Genomic DNA, 20,371 nt, shown 5'->3' on the forward strand with positions numbered 1-20,371 from the left:
GTGCGTCGCAGCGCGCCGCCGGGGCGCGGCGCATCAACAGGAGGCGCAATGGAACAGGTTCTCAACGGCGTTGGCGCGCGCGACGCCGTCAACGCCGAAAAAGCGGTGCGCACGGTCGCTTTGGCCAGCCTGATCGGCACGACGGTCGAGTGGTACGACTTCTTTCTGTACGGGACCATTACCGGGCTCGTCTTCAATAAACTCTTCTTTCCCAGCGGCGACGCATTCGTTGCCACCGCCCTCGCCTATACGGTCTACGCCGTGGGTTTCGCCACGCGTCCGCTCGGTGGCATTCTCTTCGGTCACTTCGGCGACCGGTTGGGGCGCAAACCCTTGCTGATCGTCACACTCACCATCATGGGCGTGTCGACATTCCTGATTGGGCTGGTGCCGACGTACGACAGCATCGGCATCGCCGCGCCACTGATCCTGCTGTTTCTGCGTTTGCTGCAAGGCATCGGGCTGGGCGGCGAATGGGGCGGCGCGGTGCTCATGGCATTCGAATATGCACCGCGCGACAAGCGCGGGCAGTTCGCCGCGTATCCGCAGATCGGGCTAGCCGTGGGGTTGTGTCTGTCGACCGGCGTGGTGGCCCTGCTGTCCTCGACACTCACCGACGAACAGTTCATGTCGTGGGGCTGGCGTCTCGCGTTCATGCTGAGCCTGGTGCTCGTGGCGGTCGGCATGTTCATCCGGTTGCGCGTGCTGGAGACCCCCGAGTTCGCGAAGATCAAGGACAGTCAGCACGTGGCGCACGTGCCGCTCTCGGAGATCGTGCGCGACTATCGCCGCAATGTGTTGCTCGGCTGGGGCGCGCGTTACATCGATGGCGTGGTGTTCAACGTCTATGCCGTGTTTGCGATCTCGTATCTCGTGGGCACGCTGCACTTTCCGAAGACGCCGATCCTGCTGGCCGTCACCCTCGCTGCGCTGGTGCTGGTCGTGACGATTCCCTATGCGTCGAAACTCTCGGATCGCATCGGACGCCGGCGCGTCTTCGCTGCGGGGGCGCTGGCGTGCGGGCTGTCGTCGATCCCGGCGCTTGCGGTGATGCACTACTCGGGCAACGTGTGGTGGGTCTCGCTCGCAGTGATCGTGCCGCTCGGTGTCGCGTATGCGTTCGTGTACGGTCCCGAGGCGTCGATGTTCTGCGAGTTGTTCGACACGCGGGTGCGTTACACCGGCATCTCGGTCGTCTATCAGGTCTCGGGCATCGTCTCCAGCTCGATCACGCCGTTGGTGGCGGCAACGCTGCTCGAATACGGCGGCCACAAGCCGTGGTGGATCGCGGGGTATGTGCTGGTGGTGGGGTGCCTGTCCGCGGCGTGTGCGAAAGCGATGAAGCGTACGTACTGAAGCGGATTGATTGATGTGGACGAAGGGTGTCCGGCGATCAAGTTGGCCGCGGTGATGCGGACCGAGCGATGGGAAACGGGAAGCAGGGGGTGTGAGATCCCGTAGCGAACGTGCCTACGGGAATGCGGCAGGCCGGCGGATGGCTCCCCGGCTTGCCGCCTTTTTTTCGACCTTTCGACCTTTCGGCTTTCTATGCCGCCATGCGGCAGGGCTTACTGGCCGAAGTAGATCGAACCGGCGCGATTCACGCGACCCGGCACTTCATAGGCGGGCGAGACAACCGAACCGGGCTGTGCGGCGACCGGACCCGGCTGGGCCTGCACCTGAGTCTGGCGCTGCGCTTGTTGCTGCACTTGCTGCGGTTGAGCGGACGGTTGCGAAGCGGATTGCGTATTCTCGGCAGCGTTTGCGCTCGTCACCGCGCCAGCGCTCAGCAATGCGGCCGCAAAAGTCGAAGCGATCAGAAATTGTTTCATTTTCATTTCTCCTGTCTGGCGAGACGTCCACCATGGGCGCCGTCATTGCCGCCAATCTACGCGCGCGAGGCGAGGAGAAAAACGCGTTCTCGTGTAAGGACGCATTGCTGAAAACGAAATAATCGGACGTCAGCGCCGTCGATTCGTTGTGTTGGACGACCGACCGTGTCGCGCGTGACGCTCTCGCAGAAAGCCGCCGATCAGTGGCGCTTGAAGGACGTCGCCGACGTCACGCGTACGCGCGCTTCTTGCTGGCGACGCGAGCGTGCGGCGCGGCTGCGCAGATACGAAGCGGTGAGCAGCGAAGCGCTCGCCAACAAAAGGAAGGAACCGAGGGCAGCCATGGTAATGCTCCTGTAGACCGGCATCGTCCGCGGTGCGGCGCACCCTGCGAGCCACGATGTCGGCTAACTTCATCATGTTGTCACTCTACTGCCGACGCACTTGGCGATAAAGCCCATCTGAGCAAACACCCTATTTCACCTGGCGTCGTAGAGCCTTAATTCGTCCCAAAAACCGGATAAATGCGTGAAGAATTCGCGATGCATATTCGGTTCAACGGCACCAAATGATTGATTTTCAATAGGTTTTTCGAATCGGACGATCGGTTGCATTTCGTAGACGTTCAGTTGCGAAAAAACCACGGGTTTTCCCTAAGATTCAGTCATGCCAACGCGACGGACACCGCAACGCAGCAAAACGAAGTGCCGCCCGGCCTCGACGCTGATGATGCCCCGAACGCTAGCTGAACCGGAAGTACTCAACCAAATTGACAGGAGTCTCACCATGAACACCCGTATCCTTGCCGCCGTTGTTGCCGCTGCCTCGTTTGTTTCGGCCTCCGCTTTCGCCGACGCCCGTTATGACGACAACATCTCGAACCTGCCTGTGGCGACGCAAAGCCAGGTGAGCCGCGCCGACGTGCGCGCCGAACTGGCCCAGGCCAGCGCTAACGGTCAACTGATCCAGACCGAAACCGGCGCGCCGCTCGTCACGGCCTCGCATGTCGACACGGCGCCGGTCGCCGCACCGCTTACGCGTGCAGACGTGCGTGCCCAACTGAACGACCGTAACGTGTTTGCGCAAGACAGCCGCTCGTAATCGCATCGCCCCCCCGATGTCGCGAAGCCGCCGGCCCGAATGGGTCGGCGGCTTTTCTTTTATGGTGACGTCAGTAACGACGTAGGCCCGTTGATTGCGGACGCCGCACAACAATCGTCGCGCCAAATACAGAAGCGTTTCGGATCCGCGTCCGTAGAATCCGCGCAGCCGTTCCGAACCCTAAGGGGAACGACTCACGGCACGTCCACCGGCGAGGTCGACCCAGCGGGTCTCCCTACGCTTCCTCTGCCCCCTCTCTCCCGTTGCCTACGTTACCGAATGGTGCAAATCTCACTTCATCGACCGACTCACACGCCGGCGGCGTCGCAATACGCGATAGACGCAATAGACGCCCCCCACTACTTCCTGCGCCCGGTCGAAATCTTGCGCATCGCTCGCACACCGATGGCTCCCCCCGCGCCGAAACGCTATCGCGGTTTCGATCGCGTTACGCAGTCGCTGCGGCATATTGCCATCGCGGTCAACATGACGATGCGAGCGAAATTGCGCGTGGACCCGTTGGAAGTTCAGGTGAGCGTTTTCGGTGGACGGATGCACATCGCATCGAATTTCCACGCCGCACGCATCTGCGAGGCGCTTCATCACGCGTTGACGGACGACGCGCTGCTATCAGGCGCGCCACGGCGGCCGGCGCACACCGACACACGCAATTGGGATGCCATGGTCATGTCGCGTCGCGTGCGCGACATCGGCAAGCTCAGGCGTCACTACGTCGAGGGTCACGGGCTTGCCGCAATGCGCGATGCGGCGCGTGACGAAGTGACGGCAGGCATCGGATTGCCCGCGCAGGGTGCGGTGCCGCACGCCAGCGCGCTGCGGCAACTCGACGACGCGCTCGATACGCTGCACCGCGTGTTGCGGGACGCCGCAAGTCCCCGGCCGACGTTTCGCGATCTGGTCGTGCACACGCCAATGACGAACACGCCTGGTCTCGCATCGTTGCCGCCGGGCTGCACGGAAACGATGCATGCGGAGCAGTGCATCGAGGCGGCAATCGCGCAACAGGTGGACGAATGGCATGGCGCCGCCGTCGCCCGACTGCGCCTGCCTCGCGATGCACTGATCGTCGTGCCGATGGCCGGCCGCTTCGTGCCATGTGCGGCATGCGCCGAAGTCGAAGCCGAGAGCCGCACCAACGGCGGCCTGTTCGATCCGGCCAACGGCCGCTTCGTGCTTCATCGCAGCAGCCGACGCATTGGCAAGGCGTTCGCAGACGAGGTGCAGCACATCGCGCAGGCGACGCTGTCCAGGACACCGGCGCTCGCCGCACAGCGCGCTCAGGCAATCGCGGACCGGTTCCGCCACGCCCCGCAATCGCTTCGCGCGTATGGAGAACCGGTGGTGCTCGATTACTCGCTGGACACCGAAAGCGAGACCTCGGGCGACGAATCGTGAGCGTCGCCTGATCCGCGTGTTAGCCAGCGTTCTCCGCGTCAGGGGAGGGTGCGCAGCGCGTCTTCCTTCAATCGGGCGAGCATCGCGGCGCCCAGCGGCGTATCGTTCAGATCGGCGTAGGCGGCGCGGTCACGGTAATCCAGCATTTCGTCGCCGTCCGTCACGCCCACCGACGCGGACATGATCTCGTGATACGAGTGATGGTTCTTGGGCGGCATGAGGTTAGCCATCATCACCATGCGGGCTTCGGCAAGCGACGGCCAGTCGGACACATCGGTCGAATAGGACGCCATTTCCTTGCACTGCGCGTAGTGATTCAGATAACGCAGCGTATGACCGCTCGGCCCCGAGATGACGGGCTTGTCGTGGACGATGGCGCCCAGCGCGAACTTCGCGATCTGCGGATCGTTACGGTCGGACGTTCGCACCATGTTCGAGCGATCCCCCGTGCGGTGCTGACGCACAGCGGGGCCGACCGGATTCAGGTCGCGCCTATTGGCTTCGTCACCCGTGTATTCGGCGGTACTCCATGTGATGTCGAGCGCGTCGTGCAGGAGTCGTTTGCGCGCTTCGACGTCGCACTTGAACATGTACTCGACGACATCGCTCGTCGCCGCAAATCCCTCATCCTCGTACACCCTTGCCACGCCCGCGCGTGCCAATGCCGATGCGAAGAGGTCTTTGTCGCCGGACCCGTGACGCAACGCGTCCCAGCGTGCCTGCATGACAGCGCGGATGCGCTCGGGCAACTGCTTGGGTGATTTGATTTCGGCGATCGGCACATCGAACTCGCGCAGATTCCACGGGTGCATGGGATTCTCCGGATGCGATGCCGCATTGAACATGTTGCGGCGGCGCTTGGGGTCGGGCGCGCCGGGATCGTCGTACTCCGGCGCCTCGGCCTTGACCAGTGTCGCGAGCACGTGGGCGTCCAGCGTGTCGCGCGAATTCAGGCATTCGTCCGCACCGCCGATGCCCACGCGTTCCGCATAAATCTTGGCCTGTGCACTCACCTCGAACCCTCCGAAGTGCATTGGCGTGCCGGTCAGCTCGCGAATGCGACGTGCGATATCGCGAATCGTCGGCTCGTCGCACAACGCCTGTCCAAGCTTGCGTTCAAACTCCACGCGTGCGGCGGCTTTCGGATAGTACGGCGCGCAATCGAACAGATTGCGCCCGACGTCGACCTCGCGAAATGTCTCGAAGGTTTGACAATCGGGCAACGACTTCAGCGACTCGAGAGACTCGGAGCGGGCACTGAGTCCCTTGCCGATCCCCAGCGCGGGCATGGGTCGTTCGGGCGCCATTTGCACTTGCCGCTCAAGCGCCCGATTGTCGAATTCGCTGGCTACGCGTGCCCGGTTCAAAAACTGGACGCTGCGCACGAAGTTCAGAAGATTGTCGCTGGAACCGACGCGCGAAATGTCTGACTGCACCCTCAACATCATGACTTAATGAACCTCACTTCTTAAAAACGCGATCAATGTTTGATATTCGGAGAAGCATCGGTCGAGTCGGCTCGCTGCGGACTCGGCGGTGGCGTCGTATTCGAAGTCCGTTATGCCGAACAACACGCAGTCCTGCGCGGCCGGCATGAAAAGCGTGCGCGCAGGCGTGTTCCCCGAAAAGCAGTTCGTCGTGATCCACGGAATCAGGTCGGCGTGATGCCGCGCCGCAGGCGGCAAGGCGATGCGAAAGTAGAGATCGAACGTGTCGAGCGTGCCGTTGGCGCGAAAGTAGACGGCGTCGCCGTTCTCCAGTGTCACACCCGCGCCGGGCGTGTCGCGGGCCTGAAGGTCATGGAGCTGAAAGCGGCGACTTAGCGCGTCCAGGAAATCGTTCAGCCGGCGCTGCGGCATGTCGAACGTCACAGGCGACGCGTGCGAAGTCGGGTCGACCCGGTCGACGTGTGCTGGCTCAGATGTCGAACCACGGAAGTTGAGTTGCATGCTGCTGTTGCCAGATCGTGGTGAAAAGAGCGGCGCATGGTAGCCGCTCGTCGTTACCGCGAATAGACAGCGCGCCCCTTTTGGGGTGAATCATGACGATTGATGCCGCAATTTCCCGGCTATGGTATTCGCGTCATGCGTGTCGGATCTTTCCGCTCTTTCCGTTCGTTAGGATCTGAAACGGGCAAAAAAAAGCCGCCCGGAGGCGGCTGAAGGTCGGGTGAGACCAAGGAAAGCGTTGCGCTGGCGCTCAGGTCGCCAGCGACTGGGTGAGCACGTCGCGCGCGTTGTCGAATGCCGCGTTGAAATGGCGGCGCCAGTCGTGTCGAGTGCTGTCGTCGATCCATGCGCCGTCGAGGCCGTTGTGCATGAAGGTGCGCAACTCGTCGATCGAGAAGCCGAAGTGGCTGAACATCAGCTCCCATGCCTGCGCCGGATTGACTTTGTGAAGCGTAGGATCGTCGGTGTTCGGGTGAATCTTCAGGCCGAGGCCCGGCATGCGGCGCATCGGGTGATCTTCCGCCCAACGCTCGGGTGAGAGCGTGCGCAGATAATAGGAATTGGTCGGCACGACCGTGAAGACAATGCCGCGCTCGGCACATTCGCGTGCGAAATCCGGCGCGTCGACGATGGTGTAGCCGTGATCGATGCGGTCGCATTTCAACAGCTCGACGGCGGTCTCGACGTTCGTCCAGGGCATGCCGAATTCGCCCGCGTGCGCCGTCGTTCTGAAGCCCGCAAGGCGTGCGTTGCGATAGGCCTTCCAGAAAAGTTCGGGCGGCCGGTCGTTCTCGCGATAATCGATACCGATGCCGATCACTTCGTCGGCCCGATGGGTGCGCATCCAATCGACCATTTCGACGGCTTCGGCCGCGTCGGCTTCACGGTCGATGCTCGGAATCAGACGGCCGACGATACCGTGATCGCGCTCGGCGTCGCGAATGGCGGCGACGATGGCGTCCTGTGCGGCGGCATACGGAATGCCGGACGTGCGCACGGTGCCCGTGGGGTTCCAGAAGAACTCGCTGTATCGCACGTTGTACTCGGCGGCGTCGGCCAGATATTCGTACGCGATGCGATGCAGGTCGTCCGGGGACGTGAGCAAATACTGATCGAGCGCACGCAGCACGCGCAGCACCCCCACGGGTTTCTCACCCCGCGTGTAGAACGCATCGATTTCGGCGCGTTCGAGCGGCGCATTCGACTTCTCGGCGAGCGCAACGAACGTGTCGTGACGCACCGCGCCGAGCAAATGGCAATGGAGTTCGACCTTCGGCATCGCACGGAAGAACGTGCGATGCGCCTCCTGAATCTGCACGCCGGTGCGTGCGGCGGGCACGTGGCCCGGTGTCTCTGTCATAACGTCCAATCTTGATTATTTCGGGGTAGTGCAGGCCCGCGAGTCGCTCAGTGACGTCCCACGACCGTCCAGAAGTAATACGCCAGCGGCAGGGCCAGCACGTACAGACCCCACGGCAGTTCCTTGAAGCGGCCCATCAGCGCCTTGACCAGCACATAGCACAGCAGACCGCCGGCAATGCCGGTGCCGAAGCTGTTCGAGAGCAGCGTGAGCAACACCATTGCCAACACGGGGAAGGCGTCGCTGAAGTCGTCGAACGGCACATGCCGGATGGTGCTGAACATCGACAGGCCGATGAGAATGAGCGCGGGCGCCGTCGCCTCTTTCGGGATCGCGAGCGCGACCGGCACGAAGAAGCACACCAGTGCGAACATCACCGCGGCAGCAATGGACGTGAGCCCGGTGCGGCCGCCTGCTTCCACGCCTGCGGCCGATTCGACCAGCGCCGTGAGCGCCGGAATGCCCAGCAGGGCGCCGCCCGTGGCCGCGATCGAATCGACGAGGAACGGACGGTTGATGTTCTCCATGTTGCCGTGTTCATCGAGCAAACCGGCTTTGCCGCCCACGGCAAGCGTGGTGCCCAGCGTAGAGAAGAATTCCGCCGCGAAGAAGGCAAACAGGTAGGGCAGCGCCGAGATCGTCAGCGCGCTTTTCAGGTCGAGCTGGAAGGCGACCGGCGCCAGACTGTGCGGCAGCGAGATGAACGACTCCGGCACTTTCGTCACGCCCAGCGGCACGCCGGCGATGGCCGCGACGAGGATCGACCAAAGGATGGCGCCGGGCACTTTGCGACCCTGCAGCAGCACGGCCACGCCGAGGCCGATCAGCGCGACGAGGGTGCCCGGCTTGCTGAAGTCCCCCAGCGCAAAGGCGTTCGTCTTGGCGTTGGCGACGACCATGCCGGCGTTGCGCACACCGAGCACGGCGATGAACAAGCCGATGGACGCGCCAAGGCCGAGCTTGATGGCCGTCGGAATCAGACGTGCCACCACACTGCGTGCGCCAACCAGCGTCAGTAGCAGAAACAGCAGACCCGAGAGGAACGCGATGGCGATACCCGTCTGCCAGGCGACGTGTTCGGTGGCGGCGAGCGTCACGCCGACGATGACCGACCCGCCGATACCGGGGCCGACCACGAACGGCAGGTTCGCGTACCACCCCATCAATACCGAGAACAGCACGAACACGAGCATGACCGCCGTGGTGGCCGCACCGCGATCCATGCCGCCCGTGGCAAGCAGCGAAGGAATGACGACCAGCAGGTACGCCGCTGCGAGGAACGTGGTGATACCGGCGAGCACTTCGGTGCGCACGCTGGAGCCGCGCGCGCCGATGGCGAAGCGGCGTTCGAGCCAACCGCCGTGGACCGGAGCGGCCTGCGCCCGGGATGTCGGCGGCACCGTATTTCGCTCAGAAGAAGAGGTCTGCATAAGCCAAGAATAGGAGGTCTCTGGGTGGCACTTCATGCGGCACTGCATGTGGCACTTCATGTAGCGCCGTGCCAGGCACTTTACGTGGGTGCGACTATAAATAAAAAATGAAATTACTTATGATTCGATAATTCGAATCTATTCTGTGCGGCGCCGACGGCGTCGCGACACCGTTGTCTTGCCGTCACCCATGACGAAACTTCAGGAGCGCGCCATGGCGACTTCGTCCCGCCGTCCCGAACACACCGGCCACACCACCCGCACCACCCGCACCACCCGCACCACCATCAAGGCCGATGCATCGTCGCCTGCCAGGGCGGCACCCGCCGGCGCCACGGTTCCCGCCACGGCTTCGGCCCAGACCTCGGCCGGCGTGCCGCCTCTGGCACCTCTGCCACCTCTGCCACCGCTACCTGCGCTCACACTGCGTCAGGTGCAGTACTTCGTCGCCCTTGCGCACTCGCGCAGCTTCACGCAGGCGGCGCAGGCGCTGTCAGTCACGCAACCGGCGCTGACCGCCGCGATTCGCCAGATCGAGTTCCTGCTCGGCGGGCGCCTGTTCGAGCGCTCCGCCCATCGTCTGACGCTGACCGAGGCCGGTGCGACGATCCTCCCGCTGGCGGAGCGGCTGCTCAACGCAGCGCGCGGCACGTTCGACGACATGGCGAGCACCTTCACGTTGCAGGCGCAGACCGTGCGCATCGGTTTCATTCCATCGGTCGCGGCGCGCCTGCTTCCCGTGCTCGGCACGCTGCGCGATGCGCATCCGAATGTCAGATTCGCGCTCTCGGACCTGCCCAACAGCGAACTGGTCGCGGCCCTGGCTCGCGGCGAAATCGATCTGGGCGTCGGCATTCGCGATCAGGCCGATGAGGCGGGCCACGCTGCCAGCGCCGAGGGCTTTCGCTGCGACGATTTGTTCGACGACGAGATCGTGCTGGTGGCGCGTCGCGACGATCCGCTCGCCTCGGCCGGGTCCATCACCTGGTCGCAGCTCACCGAACGCGACCTCGCCGTGTTCGTGCGCGGCAACGTCAGCGATTCCCTGCAACGCACGGGTGGCTCGCAAAACCTGCGACTGGAGCCGAAGTACCGCATGGAGTACACCGAGCCGCTTTATGCACTGGTGCGAAGCGGTCTCGCACTGGCGATCCTGCCCCGGCTCTACACGCTGCACCTGCACGATCCGGCGCTGGTCGCACTCGATGTCGTCTCCCCGCGGGTCACGCGCACGGTGGCGCTGATGTCGCTCGTGGGCAAGGAGCGCGGTCCGCAAGTGAGCGCATGCCGCGACTGGATCGCCGAACATCTCGCGACGTGAGCCGCCAGGCGCCGCGCTCATGTGTCCATACGTCATGCAAAAACGCGGTGGCCGGGTCGCCACCGGTGACCGGCTTACGGCAAGCGCGCGATACGTTCGAGCAGCAAGGCGTAGAAGCGCTCGGCGTCGATGTCGGTGAGCCACATGGCATTGGCCGGACGCTTCGTGCGGCCATTCCAGTCCACGACCGTTTCACCGAGCGTGAGCTGACCGGTCGTCTCCACGGCCACGTTGACACGTCGCCCGCCAAACATCGTCGGTTCGAGCAGATAGGCGATGGTGCACGGGTCGTACATCGGCGCTTCTTCCACGCCGCGACGGCGCTTCTGATACGCAACGCCGGCGGCGAGAATGTCGGCGACGATCGGGCCGCAACGGTTCCTGAGCGCGCGAAACGGTGCGATCCGCGCTGGCGTAATCAATGTTTTCAGGCTGACGTCGCGCGGCACCACGGTCACGGGCACACCGGCGCCGAGCACGATGCTCGCCGCTTCAGGGTCGACGAAAATGTTGAATTCGGCCGCCGGGGTGTAGTTACCGCGCTCGAACCATGCGCCGCCCATCAGCACGATTTCACGAATTGCTTTTGCGCCTTCCGGGGCGGCTGTCAACGCGGTCGCGATGTTGGTGAGCGGACCGATGCCGACGAGGGTCACGCTTGCCGGGGCCGCCGCGCGCAACGTGTCGATCAGGTAGGTCACGGCGTGCGGCTTTTCCAGCGCACCGCGTGGCTCGTGCAGCTCGACACCGTCCAGACCCGAGCGTCCCATGACGTTCGCCGCCGTCACCAGATCGCGCATGAGTGGCTTGGGGCAACCGGCGTAGACCGGCAGCGACCGGGTCTTGTCGGCCCAGTCACGCACGATACGGGCGTTGCGCTCGGTCAGGTTCAGCGGCACGTTGCCGCCCACGACGGTGAGCGCCCGGAGGTCGATTTGCTCGCGTGAACCGAGGGCGAACAGGATGGCGATGGCGTCGTCCTGCCCCGGGTCGCAGTCGATGATGACCGTGCGGCGCGTCGCGCCGTCTGCCGCGAGCGGCGACGCGCCTTCGGTCGTCGTCATGGTGGCGAAGGCGCTCGCGGCGCCGGTGCTGCCGAGCGTGACCAGAGAGGCGGCAAGCGAGGTGCGCAGGAAGCTGCGGCGGCTGCGCGGCTCGTCAGTCATGTCGTGCGGTGGAGTCCGTTCGTTCATGTCGTCGTGGGGTCGAACTTGCTGGTCGGTAAGAGACGGCGATAAAAGATAGCAATCAAAGATAGCAATCAAAGATAGCGATCAAAGACGCGGTGCGTATGCATCTATCAGAACGTGTGGCGCATGCCGAGCGTCACGGCCATCTGACGTTTGGTGCTCGACGCCGCGTACCCGAAGAGCTGGGCGACTTGCGCGTCACCGGCGGCTTGCTGCGCGTTAAGCGTGAGCGCAACGTCCGTGCGCTTGGACAGCCAGTAGTCGGCTTGCAGGTTGACCTGATGCCATTGCGGACGCGTATTGATCACATCGTACTTGCCTGCGGTGAAGCCGTACGCCGCACCCAGCACGAGAGCGGGCGTGACGTTGTAGTTCAGCGTCAGGTTGTAGTTCTGCAGATGCAGGTGCGAGTTGTCGAGGTACGTGTAGTTCACGTCCGAGAACATGGCCCCGATGAGCGCCGGGCCCCAGCGATAGAAGCCGCCCGTGGCGAAGATACGTTGCTCGCGGGCATACACGTTGGCGCGCGTGGCGCTCTTCGAGAAGATCAGCAGCGGGCTGGCGTAATCGTTGGCGATGGCGCCGTCGTTGTTCGTGCCGCTGAACGGATTGTTGTACTGCGCGTAGGCGGCATTCCAGTCGAAGTCGCCGTACTTGTAGCCGAGGCCGAAGCTGTAGGCGTTGTTGTTGCGAAAGCCGGTGGCCGAATTCGAGAAGCCGTATTGGGCGGTGCCGTGAAAGCCGCCTACGGTCGGGCTGACCCACTTCACCGAATTCTGCATGCGGATATCGTTGTATCCGTTGTCGTTGTCACCGATGTTCACGCCGTTGCTCGATATGATGATCGGGCCGACGTAGTCGTGAATGGTGTCGTACTGACGACCGAGCGTGAGCGTGCCCCACTGTTTGTCGGACAGGCCGACGAACGACTGGCGTCCGAAGGCGCGACCATTTTGTGCGCCGGTGCCGTTCACGATGCTGAAGCCGGCTTCGAGCGTGAAGATGGCCTTGGTGCCGTTACCGAGATCTTCCGAACCACGGAAACCCCAACGCGGATTCTGGTTGGTGCCCGAGAGTGCCTGCCAATTTTTGTTGCCGCCCTGATTGCTGACGTAACCCACACCACCCGAGATCAGGCCGTAGATGGTGACGTTGCTTTGTGCGTGTGCGGCGCTCGCGCCGAGGCCCATGGCTGCGGCGACGCCGGCAAGGCCCATACGGGCCAGAATCGTGGTCTTCATGAGGTGTGGCTTCTCTAAGGTCGGTGTCCGCGCGCTTGCGAGAGTGGGCGCGGTTCGGACCGAACTATAGGGAAGGGGGTTGTATAAATATAATTTTGATTTTTTATATATCGATAAATTGAATCGATATAACCGCGACATTGGGCACGGCGTCGGCGCGCAACGCCGCGCGGGGGCTTGTGTGGCGGGCGGGCGCCCCAAAACGGGGCGGTCGGGGTGGGCGTTGCGCGGGACAGACAGTGGGGGTGCACCGTCTGGCCGGTGCCGCGCTCCACCGTCCGCCCCATGCCGTGCGCTATCCTCGTGCGAACAGTATCGGCGCTTGCGCAACCAGATAGAGCGCGGCGCCGATCAGGCCGCCCACGAGCGTACCGTTGATGCGGATGTACTGGAGGTCCTGGCCAACGCTCAGACGAATCTGACGTGACAGGTGCTCGGCGTTCCAGCCGTGCACCGTCGCGCGGATGTGTTCCGTGACGAAATCGGCGAAGCCCGGAGCCATGCGCTCGGCCGCATCTCTGAGTTGCGCGTCGAGCGCCTTGCGCAGCGAGTCGCTGCGCGCGAGTTCCTGGCCGATCCATGCGGCCGCACCGGTGATCTTTGCGCCGATCACCGAATCCTCGCGTGCGAGATCCTGCTTCACCCAGTGGCGCCACTCGTTCCACAGCCCGCCCACGTAGGCGTTCAGCGCGGTGTCGCCCTTCAACTGCGCTTTGAAGCCATCGAGCTTTGCCTGAAGGTCGGGGTCGTGCTTGAGCCGCGTGATGAAGCCCGCTACCGCGCGATCGAAGGCCTGACGCAACTGATGCGACTCGTCGGCTTCCATCTGCGCGAGCATCCGGGTCACTGCCGCCGAAATCATGTCGGAGCCCTTGTTGCCGATCCATTCCGAGGGCAGCACCTTTTCCTTTTTCGGATGGTCGGTCTTCAGCCATTCGACGATGCGCGCGGAAATGAACTCGCGCGTCTGCGGTTCGTTGAGCAATGCCACGAGATAGTCGAGCGTTTCGTCGAGCAATGCCTGATGACGTCCGTCGCGCGTCAGGGTGTCGAGGATCGCGGCGGCCGATTGCGACAGGTCGAGCCGGTCGATCATCGTATCGAGCGCACGGCGGATGAACGCCTGCACGTTGCGCTCGTCCATCACGTCGAGCACGCCGCCGGCCACTTTCACGAGCACCGCGCTCAACTGACGCGTGTTGTCGTAGGACCCCAGCCAGCGGGTGAGCGCGTCGGCTGGGTTCTGCTGCTCGATGAGTCGCACGACCGAGGGCGTATCGAGAAACTTCTCCCGCACGAAGCGCGCGAGACCGTCGCCCAGTGCATCTTTCTTGCGAATGAGGATGTTCGTGTGGCGCGAGAGCCCAGGGATCGGAATGCGCCGGAACAGCGCTTCGACGGCGAACCAGTCCGCCAGGCCGCCAACCATCGCGGCTTCGGCGGCGGCGCGTACCCATCCGGTGAGGAAATGCACGGGCATGAAGAGCGTGGCGATGAAGATCGCCAGCGCGACGAGAAGAAACGACAGCGCGCGCCGTTCGGCGCGTTGCAGGGCGATGGCGGGATCGGTGACATCCATGCGCAAACCGGCTCCTGAAAATACGAAGACGCCTGACAGGTTACCCCGTCAGGCGTCTCGTGATAAGTCCGGCTTTCAGTGACCGTTCGGTAACTGTTCAGCGACTGTTCAATGACTTATCGGCATGCGATCACGCAAAACGATCAGCCGCGTTGCTTCGCCTTCAGTTCCAGACGGTACTTGTGCAGCAGCGGCTCGGTGTAACCGTTCGGCTGCGTGAGCCCTTCGAACACCAGCGCGCTTGCCGCCTTGAACGCGAGCGAGTTTTCGAAGTTCGGGGCCATCGGCACGTAATGCTTGTCGCCGGCGTTCTGCTTGTCGACCACGGCGGCCATGCGCTTCATCGTCTCTTCGACCTGTTCGCGCGTAATGACGCCGTGACGCAGCCAGTTCGCCAGATGCTGGCTCGAAATGCGCAGCGTGGCACGGTCTTCCATCAGGCCGATGTCGTTGATGTCGGGCACCTTCGAGCAGCCCACGCCCTGATCGATCCAGCGAACGACGTAGCCCAGAATGCCCTGCGCGTTGTTCTCGATCTCCTTGCGGATTTCTTCGGCGCTCCACTCGGCCTTGGCCACGACCGGTACCGTCAGCAGACCGGCGAGCAGTGCGTCGCGCTCCTTCGCGTAATCGATCTTCTCGAGTTCCTGCTGAACGGCCTGCACGTCGACCGCGTGATAGTGCAGGGCGTGCAGCGTGGCGGCGGTGGGCGACGGCACCCAGGCCGTGTTCGCGCCGGCCTTCGGGTGGGCGATCTTCTGTTCGAGCATGGCGTGCATCAGGTCCGGCATGGCCCACATGCCCTTGCCGATCTGTGCGCGGCCGCGCAGGCCGGCGGCCAGACCCACAAGCACGTTGCGCTTCTCGTACGCCGTGATCCAGGCCGACGACTTCATGTCGCCCTTGCGCATCATCGGACCGGCTTCCATTGCGGTATGCATTTCGTCGCCCGTGCGATCGAGGAAGCCCGTGTTGATGAAGGCGACGCGAGCAGCGGCCGCGGCGATACAGGCGGAGAGGTTCACGCTGGTGCGGCGCTCTTCGTCCATGATGCCCATCTTCAGCGTGTTGGCCGGCAGGTCGTACAGTGCCTCGATGCGACCGAACAGCTCGTCGGCGAACGCCACTTCGGCGGGGCCGTGCATCTTCGGCTTGACGATGTAGATCGAACCGGTGCGCGAATTCAGGCGGTGCTTGCGATCGTGCAGCGACGCGAGCACGGTGACCACGCCGTCGAGAATGCCTTCCGGAATTTCGCGGCCTTCGCGGTCGGTGATCGCCGGGTTCGTCATCAGATGGCCGACGTTGCGGATGAACAGCAGCGAGCGGCCGTGCAGCTTGACGGGCTTGCCGTCGGCGCCGGTGTACTCGCGATCGGCGTTCAGACGGCGCGTGAACGTCTTGCCGCCCTTCGAGACTTGTTCGGTGAGCGTGCCCTGCATCAGGCCCAGCCAGTTGCGATACAACTCGACCTTGTCGTCGGCGTCCACGGCGGCGACCGAGTCTTCACAGTCGATGATGGTCGTCACGGCGGCTTCGACGAGCACGTCCTTGATATGGGCGGCATCCGTCTTGCCGATCGGGTGAGTCGCGTCGAACTGAATTTCGAAATGCAGACCGTTGTGCTTGAGCAGCACGGCCGTGGGCGCGGCAGCGTCGCCCTGGAAGCCGACGAACAGCGACGGCGTGGCCAGCGAGGTCTTGCCGTTCGTGGTCGTCACGACCAACTGGCCGTTTTCGACGGCGTAGCCGGTGGCGTCCTTGTGCGACCCATTGGCCAGCGGCGCGGCCTGGTCGAGGAAGCCGCGCGCGAAGGCGATCACAAGTTCGCCGCGCTTCGGGTTGTAGCCGGTGCCTTTCTCCGCACCGCCGGTCTCGGGGATGGCGTCGGTGCCGTACAGGGCGTCGTACAGGCTGCCCCAGCGCGCATTCGCGGCGTTCAGGGCGTAGCGGGCGTTCGACAGCGGCACCACGAGCTGCGGGCCTGCCTGTTCGGCGATCTCGTAATCGACGTCCGCCGTGGTGGCCTTGACGCTTGCCGGGGCGGGCAGCAGGTAGCCGATCTTCTCCAGGAAGGCGCGGTATGCGCTCGGGTCGGCGATCGGACCCGGGTTGGCGCGGTGCCAGTTGTCGAGCTCGCCTTGCAGACGATCACGCTCGGCGAGCAGTGCGCGGTTCTTCGGGGCGAGGTCGTGAACGATGGCGTCGAAGCCTTTCCAGAACGCGTCGACATCGACACCGGTGCCCGGGAGGGCTTCCTTTTCGATGAACGCGATCAGATTGTCTGCGACCGTCAGGCCGCCACGCTTGGAAGTGGAAGTCATGATGCTGTACTCGAGTTTGAAAACCTGGTTGACGCGACGCCGTCCACCTCTTGGCGCGATGCCGACGCATTTTGCGACGGGCACTTCGTCAGGAGAACGGACGTTAAGGGGCAGTCGGGCAGTCTTATATAAGAGTCTGAGTGTAATCCTTCTCCGGTCGCTCGGAAACCCGGTATTTCCAGTCCCGGCACCCGCGCAGCTTATAGGTGGGATAAGGGTTTGCGTATGACATCGGCGCCATAAGGCTTTGCGTCCGATGCGTGATTTTTCGTGTGCAGTTGCAGCATTCGGTATGGCGTTTCACTTTATGAGAAACGCTGCGTCATGGGCGAGGATGGGGCGAGACGCGCGTGCGCAGACAATTTGATCGGGCGATGGGGATTGTCGGGACGGCGGGTACACTCGACGTTTTCGCGCATCGCCACGCGCGGACCCCGCTTTTACGAAAATCCCCCAAAGACCTGCTGCCCAGGAGGCATGAGTCGTGAAACAGATTTTGATGATGAGCAGCTCCCGCAAGGGCACGTCGGCGTATCTGGAACATGCTGAAGAGCAGGTGCATGCGGTGCTCAAGGGGCGCGCAAAACGCGTGCTGTTCGTGCCCTATGCCGGGGGCATCACGTTCAGCTTCGACGAGTACGAAACGCGCGTGAAGCCGTCGTTCGAGCGTTTCGGTTACGCGCTGGAGTCGATTCATCATCACAAGGATGCGCGCGCGGCCGTCGAGCAGGCCGAAGCGGTGGTTGTCGGCGGCGGGAACACGTTTGTGTTGCTCGACCGCATGTACAACGCAGGCATCGTCGGGTTGTTGCGCGAGCGGGTGAATGCGGGCATGCCTTACGTCGGATGGAGTGCGGGCGCGAACGTCGTGTGTCCGACCATTCGCACGACCAACGACATGCCGATCGTCGAGCCGCCTACGCTCAAGTCACTGAACCTTGTGCCGTTTCAGGTGAATCCGCACTTCATCAGCGGCAAGCCGGCGGGCCACAACGGCGAGTCGCGTGAGGAGCGGCTGGCGGAGTATCTGGCGATCAACCCGGATGAGCGCGTCGTGGCGATTCCGGAAGGCGTGGCGCTGCACGTGCACGGCGAACACGCGACGGTGCTCGGCGAATTCGATGCCTTGCATTTCAGGCAAGGCGGCGTTGTCGACAAGATTCCGACAGGGAGTACGTTTGCGTTGGCGTCGATCTGAAGCGTCGCCATGAAGGACGTGCGGCGACAGCGATTCGACGTCGCCGCGTCAGGCGGACGACCTTACAGGATGAGGCTTTCCGTAAATTCCGAAATGCGCCTTGTTTGCCCGAGGCCTCGGTCGCGATACGTGTTTGTGGTGGCACAATTCCGGCTAACTTTTTGATCCATCGAAACCCATGCCGGGTTGGGTCTCCGCGTTATGTGTGTGCAGACGCGAACTACGTATCGAGGTGGCGACGCTCGCCAGACGTTGGCCTCAATTTGTCTGCCTCGTGTTTCTGGGCATCTTCTGCCTTTATTTCTTCGAGACGAAGGCTTTTTCGAGGGCATCGATTCCCCTCGTCTCGTTTCTCACCTATGCCGCCGGGGGCGCCACGATTCTGCTCTCCGGGCTCTGCCTTGCAGAGCGGATCACTTGCCAGAAGATCGTCGCTTTCTGCGCCATCGTCGCGGGCGTTGCGGCGATGTGTCTCTCCGACACAGGCGCTACCGGAACGGCAATGGGCATCTTGCTGGCGGGAGGGATTCAGTCTCCCCAGCGGGACTCAGTTGATGACGCTCGCTGCACTTGTTCTGCTGCCGACGATCGGTGGCTTCTACTTCACCACGCGCGCCGTGGCCAGCGGGCAGGCAAGCACGGTACAGATTATCGAGACGAGCGATCCACTATTTGCCACGTTGTTCGGGTTCTGGATTTTCGGCGACACACTCAACCTCTCGGGTACGTTAGGTGCGGTATTCATCGCAATGGGGCTGATTGTCGCCGTCTGGCGTCGCCGCGCCGCCACAATCTGACTGACGGGGCAAGCGGATGAAGTCGATGAAGCGTCCTTCGTTGACGTAAACGACACCGCCGCCCGGGCGTATGCCACGAGCGGCGGGAATCTTGCTTCAGCCTCGCGGCGTGCGAGGCGCGCGTGGCGGCGATGTCGCCGCGTTGCGGGCGCGACGATCAGGCGTCGTCGTCGAGCCAGGGGACTTCGACGTCGGTCAGGAATGCGACCATCGCCAGCGGGCGCGCCTCGTGGCGGCCCATTTTGCCGTCGGCGCGATGCCACACGACCCGGAACGTCTCGGGGTGTTTGTCGGCGATCAGCTGCACGGTGCGCAACTCTTCTTCTTCGGCCTCTTCGATGGGGCCGTCGAACGACAGCACGAGCGCCTGCGGCCACACGCCATCTTCCGGATCGTAGACCTTGTCGCCGTTCGGCACGTCTACCACCGCTTCGACGCCGATCGTCGCCGACGCTGCCACGATCATCTCGCCCAGCGCGCGCAGCAACGCGGTCGCACGTGCAGAGTTGATCTGGCGCATGGCGAGATCGCCGCGCGTCAGCGCTTGTTCCAGCTTGGGGTCGGTTTTTTGTTTGGACATGCGGTTCCTCGGTAAAACGTTAGCCACCGCGCGGCGGCCATGCCATGTCACTGCGACATCGGCCCACGCGCGGGGTTCCGATGCTACCACCGTCGCGCTCGCCGGGGCGCATTACAATGCGGGTTTTCGCAATTCGCACATCCCGACGCCCCTCATGGATTCCTCCAAACCCACCGATTCCGCCAAGCCTGCCAACACGGGCGCCGATACGCAACCCAGCGACGTCTATCTGCGCCTGCTGGGCGAAACTGCCAAGATCGACTGGAAGGATCTGGAATCGTTTTTCGCACGCGGGGTTCTGCTGTTCGTCTCGCCCGGGGTCGACCTCGTGTCGGTCGCCGAGGCCGTCGCGAACGACGACAAGGCCACCGTCACACAATGGCTGACGTCTGGCATGGTGCAACGCATGCAGTCGGAACAAGCCGCCGATTTCGCCGCACGCATGCCCGAATTGTGGGCCGTAGTCGTCGCGCCGTGGGTGCTCGTTCAGGAGCGCGGCATCGCGGCCTGAGTCCCGTTTTTCGTCATGGGCGAGCGCCACGCGCTCGCGTCGGCGCGGGCAGATCGTCATGCGGCATGGCTGACGACCGATCGGTGATCTTGCCTCGGCCTGCCGCACCGCGCGGCGTTATTCCGTGATGCCCGCTTCCACGAGGCGTCGCGTGCAGTCTTCCAGCAAATCCTGCGCCACCGCGGATGCGTACGCATAGTCCGCGTCGAGCGATTCCGTCATTTCATGCGCCGTATAGAGGCCCGCTTCGCGTGAGAGCGTACCCGCCAGCTCGCGGGCGAAGTCGTCGCTCAGCGTGGAGAGCAGGCGTCGCTCATCCAGCGGCAATTGCAGCTTCGAGCGCGACAGCCACATCTGCGCAAGCGTTGCGCCCTGCTTGTCCGTCATCCACTGACCATGCTCGTAGAACGCCGACAGACGCTCGGCGGTCAGCGCGAACAACAGTGCGCGGCGGGTGTTGAAATTCAGACGAATCGGTTGATTGGGCGTGGCTTCCGGCATGACGACAACCGCAATATGCGGACAAAAACGAGATCAGCGGC

General features: G+C 63.3%; 19 protein-coding genes and 1 pseudogene. 8 read left to right on the top strand and 12 right to left on the bottom strand.

Translation table 11 applies throughout. From position 1 onward, the window contains the following. The first annotated feature begins 48 nt into the window (after positions 1-48). Positions 49-1,356: an MFS transporter gene (locus PCA31118_RS06085; protein ID WP_150624027.1), complete on the top strand. Its 1,308-nt coding sequence runs from the start codon at positions 49-51 to the stop codon at positions 1,354-1,356. A gap of 212 nt (positions 1,357-1,568) precedes the next feature. On the opposite strand, the gene PCA31118_RS06090 is transcribed toward PCA31118_RS06085, so the two are convergent. After that, a complete protein-coding gene (locus tag PCA31118_RS06090) occupies positions 1,569-1,832 on the bottom strand; it encodes a hypothetical protein (RefSeq protein WP_150624028.1) in 264 nt (87 codons plus the stop codon). Positions 1,833-2,032: 200 nt separating this feature from the next. Then, the gene (locus PCA31118_RS26975; protein WP_174990357.1) at positions 2,033-2,176 is read right to left on the bottom strand and encodes a hypothetical protein; all 144 of its coding nucleotides are present in this window, start codon (positions 2,174-2,176) and stop codon (positions 2,033-2,035) included. A gap of 442 nt (positions 2,177-2,618) precedes the next feature. Between PCA31118_RS26975 and PCA31118_RS06095 the strand changes: the two genes are divergently transcribed. Together PCA31118_RS06095 and PCA31118_RS06100 are read left to right on the top strand one after the other, a co-directional pair. Continuing rightward, positions 2,619-2,933 (top strand): DUF4148 domain-containing protein, encoded by a 315-nt coding sequence (locus PCA31118_RS06095; protein WP_174990358.1) that lies wholly within the window; start codon positions 2,619-2,621, stop codon positions 2,931-2,933. 405 nt (positions 2,934-3,338) lie between these two features. Further along, positions 3,339-4,349 (top strand): hypothetical protein, encoded by a 1,011-nt coding sequence (locus PCA31118_RS06100; RefSeq protein ID WP_150624032.1) that lies wholly within the window; start codon positions 3,339-3,341, stop codon positions 4,347-4,349. Positions 4,350-4,387: 38 nt separating this feature from the next. On the opposite strand, the gene PCA31118_RS06105 is transcribed toward PCA31118_RS06100, so the two are convergent. The 4 genes from PCA31118_RS06105 to PCA31118_RS06120 form a co-directional block, all read right to left on the bottom strand. Beyond that, positions 4,388-5,656: a hypothetical protein gene (locus PCA31118_RS06105; RefSeq protein WP_150624034.1), complete on the bottom strand. Its 1,269-nt coding sequence runs from the start codon at positions 5,654-5,656 to the stop codon at positions 4,388-4,390. Between the two features lie 144 nt (positions 5,657-5,800). Beyond that, positions 5,801-6,298, bottom strand: coding sequence for a hypothetical protein (locus tag PCA31118_RS06110; RefSeq protein ID WP_150624036.1), 498 nt, complete (start codon positions 6,296-6,298; stop codon positions 5,801-5,803). A gap of 250 nt (positions 6,299-6,548) precedes the next feature. Further along, on the bottom strand, positions 6,549-7,658 hold the full coding sequence (locus PCA31118_RS06115) for an adenosine deaminase family protein (protein ID WP_150624038.1): 1,110 nt from the start codon (positions 7,656-7,658) through the stop codon (positions 6,549-6,551). Between the two features lie 47 nt (positions 7,659-7,705). Next, positions 7,706-9,058 carry an NCS2 family permease gene (locus PCA31118_RS06120; protein ID WP_246190104.1) on the bottom strand — a complete coding sequence of 451 codons (1,353 nt, stop codon included), beginning with the start codon at positions 9,056-9,058 and terminating at the stop codon, positions 7,706-7,708. A gap of 244 nt (positions 9,059-9,302) precedes the next feature. Between PCA31118_RS06120 and PCA31118_RS06125 the strand changes: the two genes are divergently transcribed. Further along, on the top strand, positions 9,303-10,409 hold the full coding sequence (locus PCA31118_RS06125) for a LysR family transcriptional regulator (protein ID WP_150624043.1): 1,107 nt from the start codon (positions 9,303-9,305) through the stop codon (positions 10,407-10,409). Between the two features lie 74 nt (positions 10,410-10,483). Here the strand turns inward: PCA31118_RS06125 and PCA31118_RS06130 are convergent, their stop codons facing one another. The 4 genes from PCA31118_RS06130 to PCA31118_RS06145 all read right to left on the bottom strand — a co-directional run bounded on the left by PCA31118_RS06130 (position 10,484) and on the right by PCA31118_RS06145 (position 16,743). Further along, a complete protein-coding gene (locus PCA31118_RS06130; RefSeq protein ID WP_150625138.1) occupies positions 10,484-11,575 on the bottom strand; it encodes a nucleoside hydrolase in 1,092 nt (363 codons plus the stop codon). 134 nt (positions 11,576-11,709) lie between these two features. Next, positions 11,710-12,840, bottom strand: coding sequence for a porin (locus PCA31118_RS06135; RefSeq protein ID WP_150624045.1), 1,131 nt, complete (start codon positions 12,838-12,840; stop codon positions 11,710-11,712). Positions 12,841-13,135: 295 nt separating this feature from the next. Continuing rightward, the gene (locus PCA31118_RS06140; RefSeq protein WP_150624047.1) at positions 13,136-14,419 is read right to left on the bottom strand and encodes a DUF445 domain-containing protein; all 1,284 of its coding nucleotides are present in this window, start codon (positions 14,417-14,419) and stop codon (positions 13,136-13,138) included. A gap of 143 nt (positions 14,420-14,562) precedes the next feature. Further along, entirely contained in the window at positions 14,563-16,743 is a 2,181-nt protein-coding gene (locus PCA31118_RS06145; protein ID WP_150624048.1) for a malate synthase G, read from the bottom strand. A gap of 484 nt (positions 16,744-17,227) precedes the next feature. On the opposite strand from PCA31118_RS06145, the gene pepE reads away from it, so the two are divergent. The 3 genes and pseudogenes from pepE (at position 17,228) to PCA31118_RS27315 (ending at position 18,738) form a co-directional block, all read left to right on the top strand. Continuing rightward, positions 17,228-17,941, top strand: a complete 714-nt coding sequence (gene pepE, locus PCA31118_RS06150) for a dipeptidase PepE (RefSeq protein ID WP_246190105.1) — start codon at positions 17,228-17,230, stop codon at positions 17,939-17,941. Positions 17,942-18,119: 178 nt separating this feature from the next. Then, positions 18,120-18,347, top strand: a pseudogene (locus PCA31118_RS27600) (hypothetical protein); the annotation flags it as partial. Between the two features lie 148 nt (positions 18,348-18,495). Then, complete coding sequence (locus tag PCA31118_RS27315; RefSeq protein ID WP_246190106.1) at positions 18,496-18,738, top strand: DMT family transporter; 243 nt, start codon at positions 18,496-18,498, stop codon at positions 18,736-18,738. Between the two features lie 157 nt (positions 18,739-18,895). On the opposite strand, the gene PCA31118_RS06165 is transcribed toward PCA31118_RS27315, so the two are convergent. Continuing rightward, positions 18,896-19,318 (bottom strand): hypothetical protein, encoded by a 423-nt coding sequence (locus PCA31118_RS06165; protein ID WP_150624052.1) that lies wholly within the window; start codon positions 19,316-19,318, stop codon positions 18,896-18,898. 154 nt (positions 19,319-19,472) lie between these two features. On the opposite strand from PCA31118_RS06165, the gene PCA31118_RS06170 reads away from it, so the two are divergent. Beyond that, entirely contained in the window at positions 19,473-19,829 is a 357-nt protein-coding gene (locus PCA31118_RS06170) for a DUF2288 domain-containing protein (protein WP_150624054.1), read from the top strand. 117 nt (positions 19,830-19,946) lie between these two features. Here the strand turns inward: PCA31118_RS06170 and PCA31118_RS06175 are convergent, their stop codons facing one another. Then, positions 19,947-20,330 (bottom strand): hypothetical protein, encoded by a 384-nt coding sequence (locus PCA31118_RS06175; RefSeq protein WP_044453238.1) that lies wholly within the window; start codon positions 20,328-20,330, stop codon positions 19,947-19,949. Between the last annotated feature and the right edge of the window lie 41 nt (positions 20,331-20,371).

This window comes from Pandoraea captiosa (genome assembly GCF_902459775.1).
Taxonomy (GTDB): domain Bacteria; phylum Pseudomonadota; class Gammaproteobacteria; order Burkholderiales; family Burkholderiaceae; genus Pandoraea; species Pandoraea captiosa.